This window comes from Oligoflexus sp. (assembly GCF_035712445.1).
In the GTDB taxonomy this organism is placed as follows: Bacteria; Bdellovibrionota_B; Oligoflexia; order Oligoflexales; family Oligoflexaceae; genus Oligoflexus.
On sequence record NZ_DASTAT010000028.1, the window covers coordinates 65294 to 84020 of the forward strand.

An 18727-nucleotide genomic window follows, 5' to 3' on the forward strand; every position below is an offset into this window, starting at 1 on the left:
GCTTACCTCTGCGGCTGATAGCTAAGACCCAGATAGGCTTCAAGCCCTACAGGTCGAATTTTATGGGTCAGGGATCGATCGAGATCGGCTCCGGGATCGACGTTATAGGTCAGGCGTTCCGAAGGTGCGGCGCCGCCATCGAAATTTTTCTTGAAGCTATAGACTGGAACGCTGAGCGTCGTCCCCAGGGCCAGGCCCCAGCCATGATACTGATAGCGCAGCGCAGCGTGGCCGCGAGGCGCGAGAAAGAAAAAACTGGAATGGGCGAAACCCAGGGTCGTAGCCCTTTCGTTCGCTGTGTTGATGGTCAGCGCTTTGAATTTCATTTCCGAATAAAAGAGATCAAGGCCAGGCGCCAGATCAAAAAAGAGCCCATCGAGCAGGGTGAAACGCCAGCCGATTTCGCCATGAACGGCCTGAGCGCTGATGCGCGTTGTCGTGCGGGCTTCCAGGCTGGTTTCGATTTCATCGAAGGTCGCGCGTGATTGGGCGCGGTCATAGACATGGTAACGCCAGCCGAAACCCACAGTGTGACTCATCCGCTGCAGAAGATTCAAAGAAAAGCCCGCCCCCAGGGTGGGCTTCAATTCGTTTTTATTTTTAACCCAGAGGGTGCTGCGATCCAAGGTATCCGCAGTAATCGTGCGATAGCGAAGCCCCTGAAACGCCGCCACCGGCAAAAGAGGCATCGTTTGAAAGACGGTCACATCCAAGGCTGAATGCAAAGGCGCCGGTGGAATTTCCGCTTCCGTCGGGCCTTTGTCTTCGGCCTCATCATCGCGTGACGGACTGAGTTCAGCGCGAACTGGCAAAAATGTATACTGAGCCGGACCTTTTTCCTTCAGCGATTTTTTAATGGCTGCAATGGTCTCGGCGGTTTCCCCGGTATCTTTTTTTCGCTTGGGCTTGGACTTACGAATTTTGGGAATGAATATCTCCGGAAACTCCCCGCCTTCTATCGCCGGCGTATCGGCTTCCAGGCGCGGGGCATTTCCCTTCGGCAGCTTCGGCTGCTCGGCCTGCTCGGTGCCGATTTTTTCCGTCCGCTGCACGTCCTCTTGTGCCGCCAGATACTGCCGGGCAAAACTCGTGGCATCCAGATAAGCCGCGCCCTCGCTTTTCCGTTCGCTGACATAGATGCGTTTGACTTCCAAACGACTGCCGACCTGAAAGCGGGACATCATCGTCGCCGGGAGAAAGACCAGGGGCTTGCGCGTAATCCAGCGAAACTGCGCTTCGCAGAAGGGCAAACTCAGGCTGCTATGGAAAACACAAAGACGATCCCCCTCCTTCAGATCACTCGGGACCTGATCGAGCAGCAGGAAATTGGCGTCTTCATCCATGTAAAGCACTTCAGATCCCATATCCGCGGCCCATGCGGCATGTTCCAGCATCCCTGACAAAGCCAGTATGTGAATCAAGCGGCGCACGGTCCTCTCCCTGGATTTCTGTCTTCTCAGATGTTCGGCGCAAAAAATCCAAACTTGATAGGGGGTAAGAGTTCCTTTCGCAGGACGCGCTTTGCAAAATCTCAAAAAATCCGGAACATAGGCCCCGAGACCTGGGAAATGATGACGGCTAAGATCCCGCAATCACAGCGCTATAGACTGCCCATGAAGATAAGGGCCAAGGCTCCGATAGCTGTACTGAAGAAAGGCGGGTCGTGGCGATGAAGTGCCTCCTGCCTGTTTGGATTGCAGTCTGGGTCCTTCTCAGTTGCACTGAACAGGCCGTTCAATCTGAAGATGCGTTGGTCGAAGGGCGTGCCCTGACGGCTGCCGATTTTCTTTCCGTGCGCCTTCTGCCCGATCAAACTGAAGTCGCGGCCGGACGCCGTCTGCCGCTTTCCGTCCTTGGCGTTCTTCCCTATGGCCGTAACGCGGATCTGAGCGATCGGGGCAGCTGGGAGAGTTCCAACCCTGAGGTCTTTGATTGGGTGAAAGATGAGCGCGCTCTTGGAATCGCTCTGAAACCCGGCACGGCAACGATTACCTTTACGTATGAAAACCTCACCGCCACCGCACAGGTCACCGTCACGGATCGTGTCCTCGATCAGCTGCACATCGCCCCGGAATCGCTGGAAGTCGCCATCGAAAAAATTGGGCAGGCTTATGAAGAGCGCCGCATCACGATGATGGCAACCGGAATCTATAGCGACGGATCTTCGGAGGATTTAACGCAGCAGGTGAAGTGGACCCTCAATTCAGAAGACTCGCTGGTCCCCCTTTCCGGCAAGCCAGGAGTGCTGCTCACCAAGGCCCCAGGCCGCACCCAGGTCACAGCCACCATGGACGATAAGGTGCAAACCCGCACTTTGGATGTCATCCAGGGTGCGACTGTTTTAAAGGATCTGACCATCAGCCTCGCGCCTCTTATTTTTCCTTTGCAGACGGCCCGTTCGTTTGAAATCACCGCTCGATACAGCGATGGCACCACGACTCTGATTACGGAAGCCGCGGATTATGCGCTAACGCCGGCAGGCTTTGGTACGCTGGAAGCGGACGGCAGTGGCGCTATGCAGATCGTAAGCCAGACGACGGGCTCGGGACTGCTGACTGTGCAATACAAGGATCTGACCCAAAGCTTCAATGTCGTCGCGGTGGATGCCGAATCGAGTCTTCTCCGCCTGGTCTCGGGCCGTAATTTCAATCTCGCCAAAGGTGAAGTCGAATCCTTTCAGGTCTGGCTCGACACCTCCGATGGAAATCAGGAAAATGCCACAACCCGGGCCACATGGAGGGTCGGCAATACTTCGATCCTGACCGCGGTTCCCGGCACCAAAGGTCGCTATACGGCAGCCCGCGCAGGCACCACAACCGTATCCGCCACGGTCGGGTCTTTAACAGTCACGCAAACTGTGACGATCAGCGCGGCCACCGTTTCCAACATAGCGATCACCGCCGCGAGCCAAGGCACCCTGGGCCTCTATCAAACCCGCGATTATGTGGCCACAGCCACGTATTCCGATGGGACCAGCAAAGCGGTCACAGCCGATGTCGTCTGGGCCTTCCTGCCAGGAACGGGGGCGGGACAATTTGATAGCAGCGTAAAATCCCGCTTCCAAGGCACGGGCATGGGTACCGGCGCCATCAAAGTCACGCTCGGATCTGTCATTGCTCAGCTGGATCTTGTGATCGGTCCTGTCGTTCCGGTCGCGCTGAATCTTCAATCCGCCTGGACCACTTTATCGGTGAGCGGCGGTTCCAAAAACCTGACCGCACTTGTGATCTATAGCGATGGCAGCACGCTCGATGTGACGAGCAGCGCCGAATGGAATTTTCAAATAGTCGGCACAGGTTTGAATTTCGCCGGATACGTGAGCAACGCCAGCGGCAGCAAAGGGGCCTGCGTGCCCTTGGCCGCCGGCTTTTTCAAAGCCACGGCCAGCTACCAAGGACTGAATGGAGAGAAATCCATACAGGTTCTGCCCTGATGGAATAAGGATAGGACATGCAGAACTGGTTCTTAAAAAGTCTCATGATGATCGTCCTGCTTGCAGCCTGCAAGGAGGGTCAGGAGACTTTGCAAAAAGGCCTGGAAACGGCGGCCAGTTCTGGTCAGATTGATCTCACTGGCGTTCCCCCCGAGTCCATTATTCTTTCCCCCGCGAACCAAAGCCTCGCAGCCGGGGAGCGCATCCCTCTGGTCGCCACAGGTATTTATATCAAAGGCTATGCCCAGGAAATAACCCAAGGCATCAGCTGGACCAGCAGCAATCCCGAAGTTTTCACGGTGGATCAAAAAGGTCAGGGCCTGGGATTGACGGAAGGTCAGGCCGTGATTACTGCCTTATATCTGGGCGTTTCCGCGACAGCTCAGGTGAGCGTGGGGCCGGCGACCATTTCACAAATTCTGATTTTTCCCGAAAACCTGTCGGTGGAATTGCCTCTTAAAAATGGCCAAATACAGCCGCAGAGCTTGACCCTTCAGGCCCTGGCTTTGAAAACGGATGGAGTCCTGGCCGACGTTACCGACGATGTCAGCTGGCAGATTGATGAAGGCAGCGGACTGAAGACGGTGAGCGACAAAGCCGGTCAATACCAGGCGGCGGCGGTCGGCACCTGGTCGGTGCGTATCAGTTACGCCGGATTTGAAAGCAGCCGCGATGTGACCGTCACCCAGGAAAAAGCGACTCTCGTTCGCATCAAACCTTCCGTGAATCCCCTGGTCCTGCGCGTGGGTCAAACTCTGACGCTTGATGCCATCGGTGTTTACAGCGATGGGTCGGAAGCTGCGCTTTCGGATTGGAGCCTTGCCAGCAGCTCCGAAGCCCTTGCCATCAGCGGCAAGCAGATAAGCGCTCTCAAGATGGGTTCCCTGCAAACCTATCTGCGTTCGAATCAAATGCAGGTGCCTTTGGATATCTATGTTCAGGAACCGGAACTCACGGCTCTCAGCATAGCTCCGACGTCATTCACCCTTTATCAAGGGGAATCCGCTCTTTACACTGTCATGGCCACCTATGGCGACGGCACCACAGCGGATGTGACGAGCGGCGCGACCATGGAATCGACCAACACCAGCGTCATGTCCGTCAACACCGGCACGACCCGCATCCAGGGACTGACCCAGGGTTCCGCGAACCTCAAGGCCAGCTATCACGGTCGTCAGGCGACAGCGCTCGTGGCTGTGGATAATCCAGTGCTCGCCCGACTTGAAGTGCGCCCGAGCACGCTGCGAGTCGTGGCAGGACGCACCCAAAGTTTTCAGATCTTTGGCATTTACACCAACGGTACGGAAGCGGACATGACGAACCTGGTCCAGGCCCAGACCCTTGCGACCTCGAAGGCCGAAGTGCCCAACGGAAGCCCCGGACAGCTGCTCGGCAAAACCAGTGGCGTCACGACTTTGAGCACGACCTACGTCGATCCTCTGACGACCCGAAACCTTTCCGGAACGGCCGCGGTTACCGTGGATCCTCCAGAACTCGTGTCCTTGACCTTTGATAACAGCACAGCGAGCATCGCCCTCGGTCGCAGTTTTGACTTCGGCGTGCAGGGCACGTATTCCGACAGCACCCAGATCGATGTCGGCAGTTTGATTCAAATCACAGCGGATGTATCCTCACCCGGCATGAACTATGTGGGCAGCATCACGCGAACGACCAGCAATCGCATTCGCGTGCAATCCGTGGCCCAGGGCAGCATGCGTATCATCGTGAGCCTCGCCGGACAGACCGCCACCGCCACGATCACCGTTACGGAAAAGCAGCTCGATCTTGTTCAGATTCGTCGGCAGCAGCCTTATACCAACGGTGGTTTCATGCTGAAGGGCAGCACGGCTGAGTTCATAGCCGTGGCCACGTTCAGTGACAGCAGCACACTCGACGTCACCAACTCCACCGGAATTTATTCCGTGAGCTGGAACCCGCCGAACCCTTCTGTTGCGAGCTTCACAGATACCGGCGACGGCAAAAAGCGGCTCACTGGTCTGACCGACGGCGACGCGTATTTCACGCTGACCGTGACATCCACCCAGGGGAATGCGTCGGCGTCCTATGGTATCGGTGTCTATATCCCCTGCTCCGGCACGGGTCAGTATTATGGCTATCAATGCTGGTTTTTGGGTGCACCCGGCAACAGCTGTGACAGCACCTGCTCCGCCGTCAGCCGCTTGACACATGGGGCCACCCTTTCAGTCGCCGGCAGTGGCGCTTCATCCAGCAATGAATGCAGCAACATCCTCGGCGGACTTTTCCGAACCTCGATGAACTCCTTCAATGCCGGTGCCACGGCTACTGCAGGTATCGGCTGTTCGATCTTTACGCAATCAGGCCTGAATCTGGGTCTGCGCGAATCCACGATAGCTACGACCGGCGCGGCCTCCCTCGCCAATTTCAGGAGGGTATGCAGCTGTGAATAAATCAGCCCCCATCATCATTCTGCTAAGCCTTTGGTTCACATCCTGCGGCACCAAACAGGTCACCCAGTCCGCGGCCGTGGATCAGGAGAAGCTTGAACAGATTAAAAAACTCATCACCGAGCAGGCGCAGCAGTCGCAAGGCGGCTCATCCACGGGCGGCACAGTCAGCACCGATCCTTTGGATCCCCGGGCCTACGTGTCCTTGACAGCGCGTCCCGGCAAATTTGAAATCATCGAAGGACTCGTGGACGATAGCCTGCGCGTGATCGCCACGCAGCGCAATGGTGACGAGCGGACGCTCAGCAAGGACGTGAGTTTCGAAATCGAGGACTCCAGTCTGCTTGAGATCATGGATGATCCCGATTCCGCACGCTTTGATATCAAGGCCATCAAACCCGGTAAAACCAAGGTTGTGGCTCAATACGGCAGCCTTTCGATCGAATTTCCGATCGAGATCAAAGCGCGTCAGATCCAATCTCTTGAAATCGTACCCAAGGCCATCTCGCTCGGTGTGCCCACGCGTTTCCGCTTATCCGCGAACTACGATAACCTTACGCAGGCGGATATCACCGATGGCGTCGTCTGGCAGTCCAACAGCAGCGCCTCGCTGCAGGGTGCAACGGGCAGCAGCGGCTCGGGAATATTCACAGGTTTGAAAGTCGGTTCGGTCGGTCTGAAAGCCGACTATCAGGGCATGAGCATCGTCAGCCGGACCCAGATCCAAATGCCAGCCATCAGAAGCATTGCCGTCACCGCCGACAGCACGACCTTCCTTTTGGGAACCTATGCTCCGGTCCAGGCGATCGCCACGTTCAATAACAATAATAGCTTCGACATCACGTCCTCGGTGAGTTGGAGTGTGAACGACACCAGCATCGGCACGGTGAACAGCCAGGGTATGCTGGAAGCGCTTTATCCGGGCGAGCTGGTGGTGCGGGCCCAGTATGGAGACGTGCAGGGTGAGGAGACCTTCTCTGTTTCCAGCGTGAATTTCAAAAGTTTCCGCATCGAACCGACATCGGCTTCGTTTCCTTTGGGCATGAACCAAAACTTTAAACTCTACGGTGTACTGGCCAACAACAGCGAGCAGGAGATCACGGCCTATGCGCGCTGGACCAGCAGCAACGATCAGATCGCCAAGGCCGGGGGTCTGGACGAGCCTTCCGTTCGCGGACTTTATGCGGCCATCCAAAAGGGTTCCGCTATCGTATATGCCCGTTACGGAAGCACAACGCTGCAGGCACCGATCACCATTACGGATGCGGCGCTCGCGAGTCTTTCGATCAAATCGGATAATCCTGAGGGCGCCTGCGGTGTGAATAATCCTCAGTTTACCGCCGAAGGCCTGCTTTCCGACAACAGCAGCAAGGACATGACAGCCGCCGTCACCTGGTCTGTGGATCCCTCGGATGCCGCGATTCCCAGCGCGGATCCCAACCATCGTGGATTGATACTAACCAAAAAAGCCGGCACGGCGACCGTTACGGCCAGTTATCTGGAGCCAGCCACCAATCAGCTCATCAAGGCCACATCGGTGATCACGATTCAGGCGCCTGTTGTGACCGGCGTCGGCATCACGGCTGCGCTTTCGTCTTTGGCCATTGGCCAAAGCGTTCAGATGCAGGCGGGGCAGATCATGTCCTGTGGAACAGGTGCGGATTATACCAATCAGGTGACCTGGAGCAGCAACAATACCAACCTTGTGACTCTTTCCAATACCTCGGGCAGCAAGGGCCTTCTCACCACCAAGGGCAGTACCACCACACCGACCACGGTTTCGATCACAGCGGTCGGCGGTGGATTCAACGGCACTTTTGATATGGAAATCAGGCCCAAGGAAGTGGAAACCATAGCCGTGGTTCCGGGCAAGACCTCGCTTGTGGTCGGCGCCGACAGCACAAGCCTGACCGTCAACGCCAGTTTCACGGATGGAACGGTGGAAAACATGACCAATATTTCAAACTATACAGGCTATGGCCTTCAGTATTATCTGGCCGATTGTCCGGCAACGGGCTGCGGCACCATTCAAGGTTCGAACGGTCTGATCACGGCCGGGACGGTCGAAGGTTTGATTCGCCCGCGCGCGGTTCTCACCACCCCCACGGGCAAGTTGATCATATCGCCGAATGCCAGCGTGAAGGTCGTGAGCAAGTGTACCGGGAGCGGAAAACTTTCCGGCTACTACTGCGTCTTCCTCAGCAGCAAAGGCGCCAGCTGCGATCAAACCTGCAGCGCGACCGGACGCACTTATCATCCGGCCACGCTCTCCACTTATGGCAGCGGGGGCGATCCCATTGAATGCGGCAACGCGCTTTATGATCTGGGTTACATTAAAAAACTGGAAACCGATAAATTCAATCACGGGGAAGGCCTGGGTTGTTCCATCTGGACGATCCCTGCTTTGAACATTCAGCAGTCGGTTCGCGAGACGGCCACGCCGACCAACGCGACGGATTCCAATGTTGATTTCCAGCGGGTTTGCGCCTGTCGAGAAACGTGATCAAAAAGCATCAAGATTGGCGACAAGGCCCACGCTGACCGCAGCAAGATCGATCCAGTTGCTGCTGAAGCCATCCCCTGTGGAGTTGTCACGCTCGCGCGTCGTGCCGCGGGAACCTCCACTGATATAGCGGACGCTGGCAAAGGTGCGGAAGCGTTGGTTGATCTGCGAGCTTAATTTGAGGCTCGTATCAATCAAAGCGCCTGTGGTTTCATCGGCATCATCACCATTAAGGATGGCCGATGACGCGTGGTTCCCTTCGGCTTCGAATTCCAGCGCCAGAGTCGGGCTCAGCCGATAGCCCAGGGTCAGGGCCAAAAGCGGCACCGGCCCTACCCCACGGTTGCTGACCAGGGTTTTCCCATCCAGAGTTTGGAATTCGGTTTTGGCGTTGCGTATCTGAAGTCCAAGGCCAAGGTGCAGCGTGGTGCGATCGGATTTCCAGGTTTCCCAAAGATAGGTGCCGCGATAATAAGGGAAACTGTAGACGAATTGCGTAGGCGTACCCGCGGCGAAGGGCACATTGTCGACGAGAATATCCCGGCGCAGAGCTGTTCGTGAGCGCAGCTCCAGCGGCTGATAGACGAAACGGAGACGCGCTCCATCATCCATTTTCATCTCCGCCGTGTAACGCTGAAACGTCACGAGGTTATCCTGCCCGCCTTCTTTCACATAATCAAAGTGGGTATTCTCGCGGCTATACATGATGCGATGATTCACAACACCCAGCACGCCCAGCTCCGACTGCACCTCGACCGCATCCGACGCTGAATCGGTTGACGTCGTTTCCGTCTTCTCCTGGGCATAAACCAGCGGCGGATAGAGGTTGGTGAAAAAGGACAGTAGGCTCACAAACAAAGGCCGTTTCATGGAATGCTCCTTAAATAATCGCCCAAGGTTTTCATAAGAAGTGTACGTGGGAAAGGATTCACCTTGCCCGATGCCTCCTGCAAAGTGCCGGGAATAATCACCAGGCCCACAGGCTGCCGCGGCTGCAGGAGAGGTTGGGGATGCGGAATCCTTCGGGCCTCTTCAAAGAGCTGGCTCGCCATGATTGTCCTGAGTTGGCTACGGTGCTGCCTAAGGACATCTGTGACAGACGACTGTCCTGCCAAAGGGCGGTCCAAAAGAGTGGCGAAAATCCTGCGAAATTCCAGCGCTGCCGCAAATTCACGGGACACGGAATCGGCCGCGGAGGCTATCGGCATGAAGCCCAGACCCTGCAGGGTGATGATCCAAATCCAGGACAAACAGCGACGCATCATTCAGTCCTCCTTGACGCTTGAGCCTGCTTTGCAAGGAGCTTGCCTCGGGTCCTGGCACGGCTTTGGCATTTGACTTTGCGACAATCCCTGAATCCGGTAGGAGTATTTATGTCAAAAGTCGCGTCTCACTCGCCGGCCAGCCTTTGGAAAAATGGTGAATGGCCGAATTTCGCGGATCAGGTTCCGCATAAGTCAAGCGATGTCATCATAGTCGGGGCTGGCATTGCCGGTCTGACCTCGGCATATCTCATGGCCATGGAAGGCCTGCGTGTCACTGTCCTTGAAGCGTCCCAGCCGGGCGAAGGTGAAACCGGCAATACGTCCGCGCATCTGTCCAGCGCCCTTGATGATCGTTTCACGGAACTGGAGGAACTCTTCGGCGAAGAGGGCTCGTTCCTGGCGGCTGAAAGTCATCGCTGGGCCATTGATATCATTGAGTCCATCTGTCTGCGGGAAAACATCGACTGCGGTTTTGAACGGGTCGATGGTTATCTCTTCAGCACCGAGGAAGCTGAGAACGAGGAACTGCGCAAGGAATTCGAAGCGGCGAAGCGGGCTGGTTTTCAGGATCTGGAGATGCTGCCGGCCCCACCCCTGCGCTCACAAAAACAGGGTGCGGCCATTCGTTTTCCCAACCAGGCCCAGTTTCATCCTTTGAAATATTTAAAAGGCCTCAGTGCAGCTGTGCAGAAATACGGAGGGAATATTCTTCTGAACCATGAAGTCATCGACATTCATGGTCATGCCGCCCCCTACACGCTGACGACGCGTCAGGGAACGACCCACACGGCCGCGCATGTGGTGGTGGCCACCAACAGTCCCTTCAATAACCGCTTTGTCATGCATACGAAACAGGCGGCCTATCGCACCTATATCCTGACCTTCGCTATCGAAGCCGGAAGCGTAAACAAGGCGCTCTACTGGGACATGAAGGATCCTTATCATTACGTGCGCCTCTATCAGCCGAATGAACATCAGACGCTCCTGATCGTAGGCGGCGAGGATCATAAAACCGGCCAGAGCGAAGATCCGGATCAGTCTTTTGAAAAACTCGAAACCTGGACCAGAAAGCACTTCCCTGAAGCCGGCGACATCGTGACCCGCTGGTCGGGCCAGGTGCTTGAACCTGTGGACTGCCTTGCTTTCATCGGGCGGAATCCGGGTGATGAGCAGCTCTATATCGTAACCGGCGATTCAGGCCATGGACTCACGCATGGAACGATCGCCGGCATGCTTTTAAACGACCTTGTGCATAAGCGCAATAATCCCTGGGAAAAGCTCTATGATCCCGGACGCAAGGCGAAATCCTTCAGCTCCCTCAAAGAGTTCCTGAAGGAAAACATCAACGTCGCCCTGCAGTATCGTGATTATTTCTCGCCCGCTGACCTTTCGCGTCCAGGCGAAGTGCCGATAGGAGAAGGCGCCATCGTTCGGCATGGTCTGCAAAAACTGGCGGTCTATCGCGATCATGACAATGAGCTGCATACACTGTCCGCAGTGTGCCCCCATTTGGGCGGCATCGTGCGCTGGAACAAGGTCGAGAAAACCTGGGACTGTCCCTGCCACGGATCCCGCTTCAGCTGCAAAGGTGAAGTGATCAACGGCCCGGCCATCAGCAACCTGAACAAGGCCGAGCTGCATTGACTTCACTTCAGCCCGGGTTTTCCACATGAAGCTCGGGCTGCAGCCGATCCTCTTTTTCCATGTCCTGCAGCATGAAGCCCTCTTTCGCCAGCGCCTTCTGAATGCCCAGCGCGGCCCTTGTGCCTTCCGCTGCGGCCATGATCGCGAGCTGGACATCCTTCATCATGGTCCCAGCCACATAGAGCCCCGGTATATTCGTCGCTTCATAGTGCGCGGTTTTCACAGCGCCACCCTCGGTGAATTCACAACCGAGGCTTTCCGTCAAAGACGATTTTTGATAGCAGGGCGTATTGAAGTAAAGATAGGAACGCGGAAGGCGCTGTCCATTGCGAAAACGAATGGCTTTGAGTCGACCGTCATCATGCTCAAGACATTCGATCAGCTCCTCATGCACGGCAATGTCCCGGTTTTCGAGCTGCTTTCTTTGCTTCATAAGAAGCCCGGAAGGACCATCCGTGCAGATCACCAGATCGCGGCTCCAGGTATAAAGAGCCCGCGCCATCGTAAAAGCCCGTGCGCCGCGACCAAAGATGGCCAGCGGTTTTTCCCGCGTTTCCCAGCCGTCGCAGTAAGGGCTTTGGAAGACACTTTTGCCTAAGCATGCGTCAGCCCCTGCAAGAGGCGGCAGCTCATCCATGACGCCGGTTGCCAAAAGAAGCTTCCTGCTGCTGGCGTTGCGCCCGCCCCTGGTGACGATTTCAAATTCATTCTGCCAACGGCGTCCATCCACGATCTCATCATCCCAGAAGGTCACCGTGCCGAGGGCAGCCAGCTGTTCCCGCCCGCGGCTGACAAGATCGCGCAGGTTGAGTCCATCCAGAGCCAAAAAACCGTGCAATTTTTTCGAGTCCCAGTTGCGGGTTTGATGCGCATCACAGAGCAGGACTCTGCGGCAGGCGCGTCCCAGAAGAAGAGCGGCACTGAGTCCGGCCGGGCCGCCGCCGACTATGATAACGTCAAAAAAATTTTGTGTTCGCATAGGTTCACCAGAAAGAAGGGTGAAAGGCAGAAGACAGAGACGGGCCTGCAAGACTCGAACCGCCAGCTTCTGGCTCTGTCCCGTCATTTCTTACCCAAGCGCGTCCCCTCAGGGGCAAAGGGCTTGACTCCGCTTTCGCGCGAAGCTAGCTTGAAGGTTTTCATGATCATGCCAACACGGCAAGAGAGCAGCCAGAAGCTGAAGGAGACGCGGAATGATTCAGATTTACGGACCCGCAGGATCAAGTGCAGGACGTTGCTTTTGGGCCCTGGAAGAAATCGGAGCGCCTTATGAGGCCGTGCCGGTGAATATGGGAGCGAAGGAGCACAAAAAACCGGAATTTCTGCGCATGAATCCCAACGGCAAGGTTCCGGTTTTGAAGGACGGCGATGTCGTTCTTTGGGAATCCATGGCCATCAATTTCTATCTCGCTGAAAAATACAAACCTGCGCTCCTGGGTGCCGACCTTCATGAAAAGGCCGATATCCTGAAGTGGAGCTTCTGGGGCCTTGCGGAATATCAGAAGCCGATCATCGACGCCTTTATTCAGAAAGTTTTCGTGCCCGAAGCTCACCGCGATCATGCGATCATTGCCCGGAGCCTGGAAAAAATCGCACCCTTGAATCAGCTTCTGGATCAGCACCTGAGCGGCCGCACCTACATGGTGGGGACAAGCTTCTCGCTGGCTGACATCAACGTCGCCTCGGTGGCCAAACTGTGCCCTATGATCGGGGCGAGCCTCAGCTCATTCCCGGCCATTCAAAGTTGGGTCAATCGTCTTATGGAACGTCCTGCGGCTCTCAAAGTCGCCGAACTCGAAAGAAAATAATTCAAGTTCTGACGTCAGCCCCGGCCGACGTCAGCCCCTTTCTTATCCGCCATTCATCTCGCGCCTGTAAAAATCCCCCGGTATTGACCCGTCCTAACTCATGAGGCCATGTCCATGTTCCGTAAACTTGCGCGACTGATGCTCGTCGTTCTGGGTCTTGTGCCCCTCCCGCTTTCCGCCCAAGACTGGCGCACTGCCGATCGCAGCAGCATGGGCCTCGCGCCTTCCCCGGACGCGGAGCCTGAGGCGTTGGTCCAGATCTATGCCGCGCGTGCCTTTCGATGGCGCGGTTACTTCGCCGTTCACACCTGGGTCGCGACCAAGGAAAAAAACGCTGCGGCCTATACGACCTATCACGTCACCAACTGGGGGCTCAACCGCACGGGCAGCACCATCGCCATCCAGGAGGATATTCCTGATCGCCGCTGGTTTGGCGCTGACAGTGACCTCCTTTATGAAATCAAAGGCGCCAGGGCTGAAAGCGCCATACCCCAGATCCAAGCGGCCGTTGCCAGTTATCCCTATCACGACTTCTATCGCGCCTGGCCGGGGCCGAACAGCAACACCTTTGTTTCGCATATTATTCGGAGCAGCCCCGATCTGCGCTTTGAGCTGCCGCCCCATGCGATCGGCAAGGACTGGATCGGCACCGGCGACCTTGTCGGGCTTTCCGAAACCGGCACGGGAGTTCAGTTCTCACTTTTCGGACTCCTTGGTCTCACAATGGGGTTAGGTGAAGGCATTGAAGTCAACCTGCTGGGCCTTTCGCTTGGCGTCGATTTTTTAAGGCCGGCCCTTAAACTGCCTTTCCTTGGGCGCCTTGGCATGCGTGATTCCGAAGCTCCTGGTTGAGCTTATGTAACAAGCATTCCGCGTATCCTTCCCTGAAAAAATTTGCTAATCACACCCCAAAGCTGCCTCTGGGCCTGCCCAGCTCAGAGATATTCCCAAATCTTTTCAGGGAGATAACCCATGTCACCGCACACCTTCTTCCGGCGTATGTTTGTTGCCTGCGCCCTGGTCTTTGCGTTCAGCACTCCGACTTTGATTCCCGGTCCGCAACTCATGGCGCAGGATACCGCCCCGGATAGCATTCAAGGTGTTTACACCGGCGTTTTTCATCCCGGTCGCCCCACTTCGGTGTCCATTCAATTGCGTGTGGATCAGGACCGCGATGTGCTCATTGATTTTTTGGATAAAACGGGCTGGTACACGGGCATCAGGCGAACGGTGAAAGCCGGCACGAGCTATGTCTCGGCCCAGCTTCCTCTGCCCGATGCTTTGCGCGATCTGTCCTCGGCCTATGTTTCCGTCAAAATCATTCCGGTCGGTGGCGAATGGTTTCAAAAGATTGCTGAAGTCAATCAGCCCGTGCGCTTCGTCACGCTCGAACCGATTCGCGCGGCCCTTTATTACAACTATCCGTTGTCCACCTTCAGCGCTCCGGTCGGCCGCGGCATTTCCAATCACGATGGTGTGAGCGTTTTCGTTCGCCAGCAAAACGGCCGCTATGAAATGGGCTATCTGCAGTCCGGCTATGGCCAGGAGCAGGAGCTGATTTTGGATCTGCTCAGCGGCGATCTGAATTTCCGCATGAAAAATTCCATGGGCATCACGGATATTTCCACGATCACAGCCGCCTCCATCGCCGATGACAGCCAGAGCAAGCACGTCTATGTCCAGCATCTGCAGCGCATGAAAGGTTACTTTGAACATGTGGAAAGTGGTCGCATGGCCGATCTTTCCGGTGATTATCCGATCCTTCGTGAAGCCAACAGCTATCTTCGGCAGGTGCTCTTCACTCTGGAACCTTTGATCTATGAAAAACTGGAAACCCCCGTCCTTCAGAACCCGAACGGCGGCCCCACCATGCCCCCGCGTCCTGGCAAGGAACTGGCCGTGAAGGTTCACTATGAAGCCGGCGCGGATCGTGACCTCCTCCTGACCGTCAAAGCCCAGGGCCGCGTTTTGAGCAGCCAGCGCTTCAAAGCCGCCGCCGGTGAGGACACTCTGGTTCTGCCGCTCGTTCTGCCGAAGGACGCCCCCACGGTGGAAACGGAATTCTCCCTGGCTCTGGTGCCGCAAAGCGCAGGACTGGAAGCGACTCTGGCTCAGGCCCGTATTCAGGCGAATGTTCTTCCTCTGAATAGCATCGATTATGTTTATGTGTCTGAACAGGTGAGCAGCCTGACCGATCTTTACATGAGCGTCACCTACGCAAGCGTTGAGCCCCTTGATCTGCGCGTCGATCTTTACGATGCCTCAGGCCAGCGCCTCGATCGTATTCAGACCCCGCTCGAAGTCACCGAGGTCGGCTCCATCTACACGATGAAATTCAGTCAAGACTACGAACTCGCGAGCGGCCGGACCTACACGCTGGTCTTCCGCCTGGTGCCCGCGGGCAGCACCAGCGAAAATGGCTTTGGTGATATCGTGAAGTTTTTCAGGAAAAGGGACGTGAACTAATTCCAAAGGCATGGTAGTTCTGAATGGACGCCATGCGAAGAGGAATGGAACGATGAAGGATCATTTAGGTTTTTACAAGTCCTGGGCCAGCAGCTTTCCCATCGGTCAGATCATCTATAAGGTCACTGAGCCTTATACAGTCGAGTCCGTGGGAACCGACTTCCTTGTGCTGAAAAGTTCCAAGGATGGATCGGTGGTGAGAATTTTCCGAAATACGGAAGAAAGCTACGAATTCACCGCCTCGCCTCAGGTCTCATGATCGCTCAGCCGCTGCCGCATGAACAGCTGAATCAACCCAGGACGCGGTCCTGGGATCGTACCATCACACACCAAGATTGCCCACATCGTGGGGATTCGAGCCTTCGGCACCCATGTTCTGTCCCAGCTGCGCGGCCGCATCCTTGTCCTCTTTACAGCCGATGCAGTATTTGGTGTAAGGAATGGCCTCTAGCCTCGCCAGAGGAATCTCCTGGCCGCATTCTTCACACTGCCCATAAGTTCCCTGGTCCATGCGCGCCAGCGCACTGCTGATCAAAGCCAGTTCGGCCCGTTCACGGCGAATCAATGCAATTCCTTTGTCATAGTCTGGATCACCCACGACCATGTCAGCGGGATGATTGGTATCAAGCTGTGCCTCCTCGTCCTGGTCTGGCGCCAAAAGCTCGCGCAGATTATGTTCACTATGGATGGTGATGGTCTGCAGCTCCCGCTTTCTGAGCTCCAGCATCTCACGGAGTTCATTCAATTTTTCCAGCTCCACCGGCTTTTCCTTTCGCATGAGTTGAGTGTCCGCAAAGGACTCCTTCCCTTCCCTGCAGCATAAATTGTGCCGCCCAGGTCCGGTGATTCGGCTTTTCTTTCCTTATCCAAAGCAGTAAGTATCGGCAGCTGCTGATAACGAGAGGGCGTTACCTTGTCGAAATTCCTGCGATCTGTGCTTTCCGGCCTGGCCTTTGTCACTCTTTTGGGCTGTCAGAAATTCTCAAAGAGCTTTCAGGAAAAAGCCTTCACCTGTGGACTGGAACCGGATCAGGTCCAAAATTCAGCGCAGCTTTTGCAGCTTGTCGATGCCGACAATCAGCCCCTGAGCGCAGCCCGCCTGCAGACTCTACAGATTGGGCTGCGGCACGAAGAAAGCTGGCAGGATCTTCCTCTGAGTCGCGGCGGCTGCGTGGTGGTGAACCCACAAAACCAGGGCGATATCGTTGTCCATGATCCCGTGCACGACGAAGCCGCCTATCTTTCGCTGGAAACGGGAGGCAGCGGATTCCGTCGCCTGCCACTTAAAAAACGCCGCAGCTTTTCCATGCGTTTTTCCTGTCCCTCCAATGCCTACGCCGCGGATGAGCAGCTGCAGCTGAATGCCTTTTACGCCGGCGACGGTGAAGCCAAAGCTGGTCTTTGGCTCAGCTTTACCGCTCAAAAAGCGGATACGGGCGAGCCGGCCCATGTCCTTTGGAATGCCGCGCTCGATCGCAAGGCCTTTCCCGCTGCTTTAGACATGCAGAAGCTGCCCGCAGGTCGCTATCAGCTCACAGCGCGCGCCGGTTATTTAAAACCAGGACAGGATCCAGCGGAACTCGATGTCCTCGGCAACCGCGAGGGCTGTCCTCTGCAGATCATGCGTGAAGTACCGGACGCCCCGAAGTGGCGACTGACGGCCCACACCGGAGCCGTAAACCCTCCACCCGATCTGGTGGTTTCCGTCGGGCAGCCGCTCGATCTGATGAAAGAGCCCGAACTTCAACTGGAATACTGCGTGGAACCCCTGCAGGGTCCTTTGCTGCAGTGCGAGTCTCAAGCGCAATGCAGGGGCTCTGCAGCCGCCTTTACCAAGGCCGATAGCATCAGTCTTCCCGAAGCCGGACAATGGGCTGTCTTCGCGCGAAATCGTGATGCCGCCGGCCATGTCTCGGCTTTAAGCTGCGCCCGCGTGCAGGTCTCGAACAGCGCACCCGTCTTTGCCGTGAACTGGGACGAGCCGGATTGGAATCAGCCTTTTCCCTTGGTTTCCCTGCCGCCTTTGACATTGAAAGCCGAGATCACGGATTTAAAACACGAGACGGTCGGCCTTCAGTATTTGGAAGACAGCCTCGAATGTCGCGTGACGGTGACCTCGGCACTTGGCAATTCACGCGATGCTTACTATAGCCGTTGTATGAGCGGCCGCTGCCAGGGACGAGCCTTTCGCGACTGGCAGCCCTGTTCGCGCGCGATCGCGATTGATATGAGCCAGGAATGGCTGCGATCGGAAAACTGGGAAAGTTCAGTCTCGCTTCATGTGCGGGCCAGTGATCAGGCCGGACATGAGCGGGTGCTGCGCAAAAATCTTTGGTTTTCTGGACAGCGCCTTCTCAATAAAAGCATCCCACATCCCAGGACGCAGGATGTCATCAGCAGCAGTCAGCTGTTCAAGCGAAAAGATGGAACCGTCCTGGCTACTGCGGATGGTTTCATCCTGCAGCAGGGAAAGAAGGGCTTCGAAGCGGATCCGGCGATCAGCAGCATGTTGGGCGCCCGTCCGCCCCGGCAGCTGAATCTTTTTGAAGATTCGCATGGCGTCGCGCTGTGGGGTTTTTGGACCTTTCATGATGCAAGCGGGCCGGTTTTGGGCAAAAAAGTCGGCGAAAACTGGCTATTTCAGCCCACTTCCGATCAGGGAGGCCCGGCGCAAACCTGCGACAACTTCGGTCAGGATCATCAGGGCACTCTTCTTTGCCTGAATGCTGCAGCACTGGCCCTGATGGATGCGCAGCATCGTTGGCAAAGTCTGCCTTTGGTGGATGCGTCGGGAAAAAATTTCAAATGTGAAACCACCGCGCCTTTGAAGAGCCGCTATACAGAAGATGCGTCGGGTCGCTGGCTGCTTTGCAATAAATCGACACTCCTTTTTCAGGCAAAGGGTGAAACAGCCTGGCAGAAGATAACAAGCACCCCGAGTTATCTCGTCAACTTGCGTCATATTCTAAGGACCAGCAAGGGGGAACTTTGGGTCCTGGGTGATGAGGGTTCATCGAGATCCAAAGTTTATGCCTGGAATAATACGGAGTGGGAGGATCGCAGCGAAGGTCTGGATGAGCCCTGGTCCATTCGAGACACAGACAATCCGCTCGCGGACCTTGAAAACTTTCACGAGCTGGCGGATGGATCCCTCCGCTTTGGTGTGCAGAGCTATGACAGCA

Annotated in this window: 14 protein-coding genes; 9 read left to right on the forward strand and 5 right to left on the reverse strand. The window is 56.1% G+C overall.

Features of this window, described 5'->3' with window-relative positions:
• Positions 1 to 2 precede the first annotated feature (2 nt).
• Positions 3 to 1430 (reverse strand): hypothetical protein, encoded by a 1428-nt coding sequence (locus VFO10_RS06410; protein WP_325138225.1) that lies wholly within the window; start codon positions 1428 to 1430, stop codon positions 3 to 5.
• 239 nt (positions 1431 to 1669) lie between these two features.
• Between VFO10_RS06410 and VFO10_RS06415 the strand changes: the two genes are divergently transcribed.
• The 3 genes from VFO10_RS06415 to VFO10_RS06425 are packed head-to-tail and all read left to right on the forward strand — an operon-like array spanning position 1670 to position 8362.
• Positions 1670 to 3433 carry a hypothetical protein gene (locus VFO10_RS06415; RefSeq protein WP_325138227.1) on the forward strand — a complete coding sequence of 588 codons (1764 nt, stop codon included), beginning with the start codon at positions 1670 to 1672 and terminating at the stop codon, positions 3431 to 3433.
• A 17-nt stretch (positions 3434 to 3450) separates the two neighbouring features.
• Positions 3451 to 5862 carry an Ig-like domain-containing protein gene (locus VFO10_RS06420; RefSeq protein ID WP_325138229.1) on the forward strand — a complete coding sequence of 804 codons (2412 nt, stop codon included), beginning with the start codon at positions 3451 to 3453 and terminating at the stop codon, positions 5860 to 5862.
• Positions 5855 to 8362, forward strand: a complete 2508-nt coding sequence (locus VFO10_RS06425) for an Ig-like domain-containing protein (protein ID WP_325138231.1) — start codon at positions 5855 to 5857, stop codon at positions 8360 to 8362. Before VFO10_RS06420 ends, VFO10_RS06425 begins: the two co-directional genes overlap by 8 nt.
• Here VFO10_RS06425 and VFO10_RS06430 read toward each other — a convergent pair whose 3' ends face one another.
• Together VFO10_RS06430 and VFO10_RS06435 are read right to left on the reverse strand one after the other, a co-directional pair.
• Positions 8363 to 9232, reverse strand: coding sequence for a hypothetical protein (locus tag VFO10_RS06430; RefSeq protein ID WP_325138233.1), 870 nt, complete (start codon positions 9230 to 9232; stop codon positions 8363 to 8365).
• A complete protein-coding gene (locus VFO10_RS06435) occupies positions 9229 to 9627 on the reverse strand; it encodes a hypothetical protein (protein ID WP_325138235.1) in 399 nt (132 codons plus the stop codon). The genes VFO10_RS06430 and VFO10_RS06435 overlap by 4 nt, the downstream gene beginning before the upstream one ends.
• Before the next feature lie 108 nt (positions 9628 to 9735).
• On the opposite strand from VFO10_RS06435, the gene VFO10_RS06440 reads away from it, so the two are divergent.
• Complete coding sequence (locus tag VFO10_RS06440) at positions 9736 to 11271, forward strand: FAD-dependent oxidoreductase (RefSeq protein WP_325138237.1); 1536 nt, start codon at positions 9736 to 9738, stop codon at positions 11269 to 11271.
• Positions 11272 to 11278: 7 nt separating this feature from the next.
• On the opposite strand, the gene VFO10_RS06445 is transcribed toward VFO10_RS06440, so the two are convergent.
• The gene (locus tag VFO10_RS06445; protein WP_325138238.1) at positions 11279 to 12250 is read right to left on the reverse strand and encodes an NAD(P)/FAD-dependent oxidoreductase; all 972 of its coding nucleotides are present in this window, start codon (positions 12248 to 12250) and stop codon (positions 11279 to 11281) included.
• A gap of 214 nt (positions 12251 to 12464) precedes the next feature.
• Here VFO10_RS06445 and VFO10_RS06450 point away from each other — a divergent pair, with 214 nt between their 5' ends.
• The 4 genes from VFO10_RS06450 (at position 12465) to VFO10_RS06465 (ending at position 15804) form a co-directional block, all read left to right on the forward strand.
• Positions 12465 to 13079 (forward strand): glutathione S-transferase family protein, encoded by a 615-nt coding sequence (locus VFO10_RS06450; RefSeq protein ID WP_325138242.1) that lies wholly within the window; start codon positions 12465 to 12467, stop codon positions 13077 to 13079.
• A gap of 114 nt (positions 13080 to 13193) precedes the next feature.
• Positions 13194 to 13931 (forward strand): DUF3750 domain-containing protein, encoded by a 738-nt coding sequence (locus tag VFO10_RS06455; protein WP_325138244.1) that lies wholly within the window; start codon positions 13194 to 13196, stop codon positions 13929 to 13931.
• Positions 13932 to 14051: 120 nt separating this feature from the next.
• The gene (locus VFO10_RS06460) at positions 14052 to 15545 is read left to right on the forward strand and encodes a hypothetical protein (RefSeq protein ID WP_325138246.1); all 1494 of its coding nucleotides are present in this window, start codon (positions 14052 to 14054) and stop codon (positions 15543 to 15545) included.
• Between the two features lie 52 nt (positions 15546 to 15597).
• Complete coding sequence (locus tag VFO10_RS06465) at positions 15598 to 15804, forward strand: hypothetical protein (protein WP_325138249.1); 207 nt, start codon at positions 15598 to 15600, stop codon at positions 15802 to 15804.
• A gap of 63 nt (positions 15805 to 15867) precedes the next feature.
• On the opposite strand, the gene VFO10_RS06470 is transcribed toward VFO10_RS06465, so the two are convergent.
• Positions 15868 to 16323: a TraR/DksA C4-type zinc finger protein gene (locus VFO10_RS06470; RefSeq protein ID WP_325138251.1), complete on the reverse strand. Its 456-nt coding sequence runs from the start codon at positions 16321 to 16323 to the stop codon at positions 15868 to 15870.
• A 135-nt stretch (positions 16324 to 16458) separates the two neighbouring features.
• On the opposite strand from VFO10_RS06470, the gene VFO10_RS06475 reads away from it, so the two are divergent.
• Positions 16459 to 18727, forward strand: a 2269-nt coding sequence (locus VFO10_RS06475) for a hypothetical protein (protein WP_325138253.1), incomplete at its 3' end; no start/stop codon positions are given.